This window comes from Microbacterium sp. K35 (assembly GCF_004794375.1).
GTDB classification, from domain to species: Bacteria; Actinomycetota; Actinomycetes; order Actinomycetales; family Microbacteriaceae; genus Microbacterium; species Microbacterium sufflavum.
In genome coordinates, this window is the sequence record NZ_SSDM01000319.1 from 1 (window position 1) to 5,834 (window position 5,834).

General features: G+C 73.3%; 8 protein-coding genes. 4 read left to right on the forward strand and 4 right to left on the reverse strand.

Annotated elements, in window-relative coordinates; translation table 11 throughout:
* The 3 genes from DW299_RS12575 to DW299_RS12585 all read right to left on the reverse strand — a co-directional run.
* A partial coding sequence (locus DW299_RS12575; protein ID WP_136036787.1) for a ribosomal RNA small subunit methyltransferase A occupies positions 1-688 on the reverse strand: 688 nt, incomplete at its 3' end.
* A 221-nt stretch (positions 689-909) separates the two neighbouring features.
* Positions 910-1,512 carry a response regulator transcription factor gene (locus DW299_RS12580; protein ID WP_136031725.1) on the reverse strand — a complete coding sequence of 201 codons (603 nt, stop codon included), beginning with the start codon at positions 1,510-1,512 and terminating at the stop codon, positions 910-912.
* Positions 1,509-2,726 carry a sensor histidine kinase gene (locus DW299_RS12585; protein ID WP_136036788.1) on the reverse strand — a complete coding sequence of 406 codons (1,218 nt, stop codon included), beginning with the start codon at positions 2,724-2,726 and terminating at the stop codon, positions 1,509-1,511. The genes DW299_RS12580 and DW299_RS12585 overlap by 4 nt, the downstream gene beginning before the upstream one ends.
* A gap of 158 nt (positions 2,727-2,884) precedes the next feature.
* Between DW299_RS12585 and DW299_RS12590 the strand changes: the two genes are divergently transcribed.
* From DW299_RS12590 to DW299_RS12605, 4 genes are all read left to right on the forward strand, one after another.
* Entirely contained in the window at positions 2,885-3,436 is a 552-nt protein-coding gene (locus DW299_RS12590) for a small multidrug efflux protein (RefSeq protein WP_136031721.1), read from the forward strand.
* An 84-nt stretch (positions 3,437-3,520) separates the two neighbouring features.
* Positions 3,521-3,856 carry an ArsR/SmtB family transcription factor gene (locus tag DW299_RS12595; RefSeq protein WP_136031719.1) on the forward strand — a complete coding sequence of 112 codons (336 nt, stop codon included), beginning with the start codon at positions 3,521-3,523 and terminating at the stop codon, positions 3,854-3,856.
* On the forward strand, positions 3,856-4,527 hold the full coding sequence (locus tag DW299_RS12600; protein WP_136036789.1) for a cation efflux transmembrane domain-containing protein: 672 nt from the start codon (positions 3,856-3,858) through the stop codon (positions 4,525-4,527). The genes DW299_RS12595 and DW299_RS12600 overlap by 1 nt, the downstream gene beginning before the upstream one ends.
* A gap of 58 nt (positions 4,528-4,585) precedes the next feature.
* The gene (locus tag DW299_RS12605; RefSeq protein ID WP_136036790.1) at positions 4,586-5,491 is read left to right on the forward strand and encodes an arginase family protein; all 906 of its coding nucleotides are present in this window, start codon (positions 4,586-4,588) and stop codon (positions 5,489-5,491) included.
* A 24-nt stretch (positions 5,492-5,515) separates the two neighbouring features.
* Here DW299_RS12605 and DW299_RS12610 read toward each other — a convergent pair.
* Positions 5,516-5,834 (reverse strand): transporter associated domain-containing protein (locus tag DW299_RS12610; RefSeq protein WP_275090592.1); only part of this gene is annotated, 319 nt, incomplete at its 5' end.

The window sequence follows — 5,834 nt, forward strand, 5'->3', positions numbered from 1 at the left end:
CCACGGCCCGGCGCGCCTGGGGCATCGACAGGCCGCCTGCGGAGGCCACGATCGCGGGGAGCGAGCTCCCGCGCCCGGTGAACATGCGCCGAACGAAGGCCTCGTACGCGCGGCGATCCGTCGCGGGCACGAGCGGCGACCCGCGCCGGGCGATCGTCAGCAGCCCCCCGTCGACGCTCGGCTGCGGCCGGAAGCCCCACGCCGGAACACGGCCCTCCAGGGCGAACACGAACCACGGCGCGGACTGTGCGGTCATCAGGGTCCCGCCGCCGACTCCGGCGCGTTTCCGAGCGACCTCCCACTGGGTCAGCAGTACCGCGTGTCGCCATCGCCCCGTCGCCAGCAGACGACGGAGGATCGGCGTGGTCAGGTGGAAGGGGACGTTGCCCACCACCACCTCGGCGTCGAACGGGTGACGTGTCGCATCCGCGGCCTCGACGCGTACCTGCGGGAGGTCGGATCGAAGCCGACGTACGCGGTGCTCGTCCACGTCGATCGCGGTGAGGGGACGACCGAGGCGGGCGAGGGGACGCGTCAGGGCACCGTCACCGGCGCCGAGCTCGAGGATGGGGCCGGACGTGCGCTCGACCAGCGAGAGGATGTGGTCGAGCGTCGGGGCGTGATGGAGGAAGTTCTGGCCGAGTTCGTGGCGGCCGCCGTGGATCGAACGAGGACGGTTGCGAGGCATGGGTGCGCTCCGGGAAGAGGATCGGAGCACCTCGGCGAGGGACGCGCGAGCGGAGTCGGCGAAAAGAGCCCGTCCCGAGGTGCGATGACATCTCTGTGGACGGCGCGCGGAGGCGTGCGGAGAGCGAGCGCGCCGTCAGGCGCGGCGGTCGCGGAACACGAGAGTGCGCCCCATCACGGGCGCGGCGCATATTGTTCCCATGCGAGCCAGCATATCGGGAGTCAGATCCAGCCGCGCTCCTCCGCGAGCAGCACCGCCTGCTGACGTGTGGCCACCGACAGCTTGCCGAGGATCACCGAGATGTGGTTCCGCACCGTTCCGGGTGCGAGCGAGAGCGCCCTGGCGATCTGCCCCGTCGTCTCACCCCGCCGTCCGGCCCGCAGCACGTCGAGCTCCCGGTCGGTCAGCGGCGAGCGCTCGTCGCTCAGCGCATCCGCCGCGATCTCCGGGTCGACGTAGCGCGCTCCCGCGGCGACCCGCCGGATCACCGCCGCGACCTCGTCCGCCCCGCGCGACTTCGGCAGGAACCCCGACACCCCGGAGGCCAGTGCACGTCGCAGCACGCCCGGTCGCGCGTGACGGGTGACCACCACGCACCGGGTCGCGATCTCCCGGCCGAGCCGCTCCGCGACCTGCACCCCGTCGAGCCCCGGCATCTCCAGGTCGAGCAGGCACACGTCCGGTCGCAGCCGCAGCGCCTCCGCCACGGCCTGTTCCCCGTCGGCGCACTCCGCGACGACCTCGATGTCGTCCTCCAGCCGCAGCAGCGCGGCGAGTGCCGACCGGATCATCCCCTCGTCGTCCGCCAGCAGCACCCGGATCATCGCGCGCCCTCCCCCGCGGACGGCACGGTCACCACGACCACGAACTCGTCCGCGTCGCGACGCACGTCGAGCGTGCCGCCCGCGTCCGCGATCCGCCGCCGTACACCCTCCAGCCCCGAGCCGCCGTGCCCGTCCTCCACGTCGTCCGCGCCCCCGTCCCCGTCCGTGACCCCGTTGGCGATCTCGTACCGCCATCCGTCGCGCGTGCGCTCGAGCACCAGCCGCGCGCGCTCTCCACCGCCGTGGCGCAGCACGTTCGTGGTCGTCTCCCGGATCACCGGGCCGAGGTCGGCCGCGGGCGCCGCATCCGCGTCGGTCGCGATGCGCGCCTCGACGTCCAGCCCTGCCGCGCCCAGCAGGTCGCGCGCGTTCGCCAGCTCATCGCCCAGCGGGACCGACCGGAACCGCGTCGCGAGGTCCCTGGTCCCCTGGCGCGCCTCGTCCACGCTCACCCGCGCCGCGCGCAGCTGCTCCATTCCGGCGGGCGCGTCCACGGGCAGCAGCCGCTCCGCGAGCTCCAGCTGCAGCGCGATCACCTGCAGGTGATGCCCCTGCAGGTCATGGACGTCGGTGGCGACCCGCAGCCGCTCCTGGGTTGCGGCGAGCCGGGCCTCCGAGGCTCGAGCGCGGTCGAGCGTCACCAGCACGTCCCACCACCACAGCGAGCTGACGGTCATCCCCGGCAGCATCGCCGCGTACACGATCGGCAGCCACCACGGGATGCCCACCCCGAAGCCGTCGGCGGCGGTGTCGATCACGGCGAGCCCCACCAGCACGACGGTCGCCGCGACGACCACCCGCACGCGGACACCGCGCGGCCACCGCAGCAGCACGAAGAACTGCACGATCGGCATGCCCGCCAGCTCCCAGCTGCCCACGAGGAGCCCGGCCGTGCCCCCGTAGGCCACCGCCACCGCGAACGGCAGCACCAGGCGCCGCCACTCCACCCCCGGACCGGCCTCCAGCCGGTGGCGGTAGTCCAGCAGCAGCAGCAGCGTCGACGCGCACCACACCACGCCGCCCAGCCCCACCACGAGCAGCACGCCGCCGCGCAGGTCGACCGCGGCCGCGATGCCCGTCCATGCCCCGACGAGCATGAGCTCGATGAACAGCACCGCGGTCACCGTGTACCACCAGGTGGCGGTGATGCCACGGGCGAGCTGCCGGGAGCCGGGCGCTGGTTCGACGGTGGAGGCCGGGGGGATGCGGGTCACGCTCCCCACGATAGGGCCGTGACAGATGTCACGGGATCGGCGGGTGAAGCACCCGGAGAGAGGTGACGCCGCGGCACTGTCACAGCCGTCCCGCCTCCGGTGGACTGGGGTCATGGCGACGGAGAGCCCGTCTGCCGAAACTCCCGGAGGCCCCTCCCATGAACCTCGTCGAGACGTTCCAGAACCTCGTCGCCCAGGTCCCCGACCTGGTGCAGCCCCTCATCGTCGCTCTCGCCGGCGCGGTGCCGTTCATCGAGGGCGAGGGGGCCGCGGGCATCGGGATCATCGGCGGCATCCCCCCGGTGGTGGCGGCCGTCGCGGCGATGGTGGGCAACTTCGTGTGCGTGGCCGTCCTGGTGCTCGCGAGCTCGGGGGCGCGGCGCGCCATCGTCGACCGGTCGAGGGCGCGGCAGGCCGCACTCGCGGGCGGCGGGAGCAGCCTGGAGGATGACGTGGCACCCGCGCCCGCGGCCGAGCAGGGGCGCGGCTCCGCGCGGCGCGAGAAGTTCCAGCGGGCGTTCGAGCGCTACGGCGTCCCCGGCGTGAGCCTGCTGGGACCGCTGCTGCTGCCCACGCACTTCACCGCGACCATGCTCGCGGCGTCGGGCGTGGGCAAGGGACGAATCCTCGTGTGGCAGGCGGTCGCGATCATCGGCTGGACCACCGTGGTGGCCGTGATCGTCGGCGGCGCGGTGTACGCGATCCGCTGAGATCGCGGCGGGAGGGGCGGTCGCATCCGTTGCCCCTCCCGCTTCACGCTTTTCTGAATTCACTTCTTTCTGTACTGTTCAGGGGTGACCACTGCGCTCGCCTCGACTCCGCACACCGCCGCCGTCGCCCGCCTCGGGCACGCTCTGTCCGACACGACGCGCGCCGGGATCCTGCTCGCCCTCCGGTCGTCGCCGCGGTACCCGGCCGAGCTCGCGGAGGCGCTCGGCGTCTCGCGGCAGGCGATGTCGAACCATCTCGCGTGCCTGCGCGGCTGCGGACTCGTCGAGAGCACGGCCGACGGGCGACGCAGCCTCTACCGCCTGTCGGACCGCCACCTCGCTCCCGCGCTCGACATGCTGATGCGGGTCACCCTGATCGTCGACCCGGACTGCTGCGACGGCGAGGGGTGCACCTGCTGATGGCGGCCGTGGTCGCCGAGCCCCGCCGGCAGACGCTGCACCGCCGCATCCGCCTGATCGTGGGCGTCACGATCGGCTATAACGTGATCGAGGCCATCATCGCCGTCGCCGCGGGCTCCGTGGCCTCCTCCGCCGCACTGATCGGGTTCGGGCTCGACTCCACGATCGAGGTGCTCTCGGCGGCGGCGGTCGCCTGGCAGTTCACGCGGCCCGATCCCGAGCGCTGGGAGAAGCCGACGCTGCGGGTGATCGGGGTCGCGTTCTTCGCGCTCGCGCTGTACGTGACGGCGAGTTCCGTCCTGGCCCTGATCGCGCAGGAGCGGCCGGAGCACAGCACGGTCGGGATCGTGCTGACCGCGGTGAGCGTGGTCGTGATGCCGTTCCTCTCCCTCGCCGAGCGCCGGGCGGGGCGCGAGCTGAGGTCGGCCACCGCGGTCGCGGACTCGATGCAGACGCTGATCTGCACGTATCTGTCCGCCGCCGTGCTCGTCGGACTCGTGGCGAACTCGCTGCTGGGGTGGTGGTGGGCCGACGCGGTCGCGGGGCTCGTCATCGCGGGCTTCGCCGTCCGCGAGGGGATCGAGGCCTGGCGCGGTGACGCGTGCGCGACCTCGGTCGGCATGCTCCTCGAGGAGCACGACCACGACCACGAGCACGACCACGAGCGCTGAATCCACTCCCCTCGCGCGGGCGGAGCGAATGTCGGTCGCCCCCGCCAGAGTGGACCGCATGATCACTCTTCTGTCCGCTCCCAGCAACCTCGGCCTCCGTCCGCCCGAGCCCGGGAGCGTGCCGGGCTCGGCGAAAGCGCCGGAGGCGTTGCGCGAGGCGGGGCTCTACGAGCGGTTCACCGCCCGGGGAGCGACCGACTCCGGCGTCGTGCTTCCCGGCCGGTACGTGGCCGACGACGACGTGCGTCCGGCCGCTCGGGTGCGCAACGAGGCCGCGTTCGTCGACCACTCGCTGCGCCTGGCCGCGCGCATCGGCGACGCGATCGACGCGGGGCAGGCACCCCTGGTGATCGGCGGCGACTGCGGCATCCTCGTCGGCGCCGGGATCGCTCTGAAGAGACGCGGCGGAGCGGGACTCGTGCACATCGACGGCCACACCGATTTCCGCCACCCCGGCAACAGCGAGGAGTGCGCGGCCGTCGCCGGCGAGGCCCTGGCGGCGGCGATCGGCCTGCACTGGCCGGCCATCGCCGACATCGACGGCCTGTCCCCCTACTTCCCGGCGGGGCGCACCGCCCACGTCGGACACCGCGACGACGACGAGGAGCAGGAGGAGGTTCGCGGCCTCCTGGCACGCGTGACCCCCGCGGCCGAGGTCTCCGCACGCGGAGCCCAGGCCGTCGCGTCCGAGTCCGCCGCAGCGGCGGGCGAGGCGTACTGGCTCCAGCTCGACGTCGACGTGCTCGACCCCACGGTGATGCCCGCGGTGGACAGCCCCGATCCCGGAGGGCTCACCGCCGACGAGCTGACGGCGCTGCTGCGGGGCCTCGCTCCGCGGGCGATCGGTGCGAGCATCACCGTGTTCGATCCCGACCTCGACCCCGACGGCCGCTATGCGCGGCTGCTGGTCGAGGTTCTGAGCGAGGGCCTGAGCGAGCTCGGCAGCGCGGTGCGTCCGGCCTGACCATGCCGGCCGGACGCCCCGCGCTCAGTGCTCCGCGGCGGGCTCCGGCTCGGCGTGCAGCGTCACCCGCACCCGGGCGATCCGGCGCCGATCCACCTCTGCCACCTGGATGGTCGCGCCGGGCACCTCGACCGTGTCGCCGACCACCGCGAGGCGTCCGAGCTGTTCCGTGACGAATCCGGCGATGGTGTCCGACGATCCGCGCGGCATCGCCAGCCCGGTGGCCTCCTCGAAGTCCTGCAGGTTGAGGCGTCCGTCGAGCCCGTCGTCGGCCGAGATGAACACCTCGGCGTCGTACTCGTCGAAGATCTCGCCGACGACCTCCTCCACCAGGTCCTCGAGC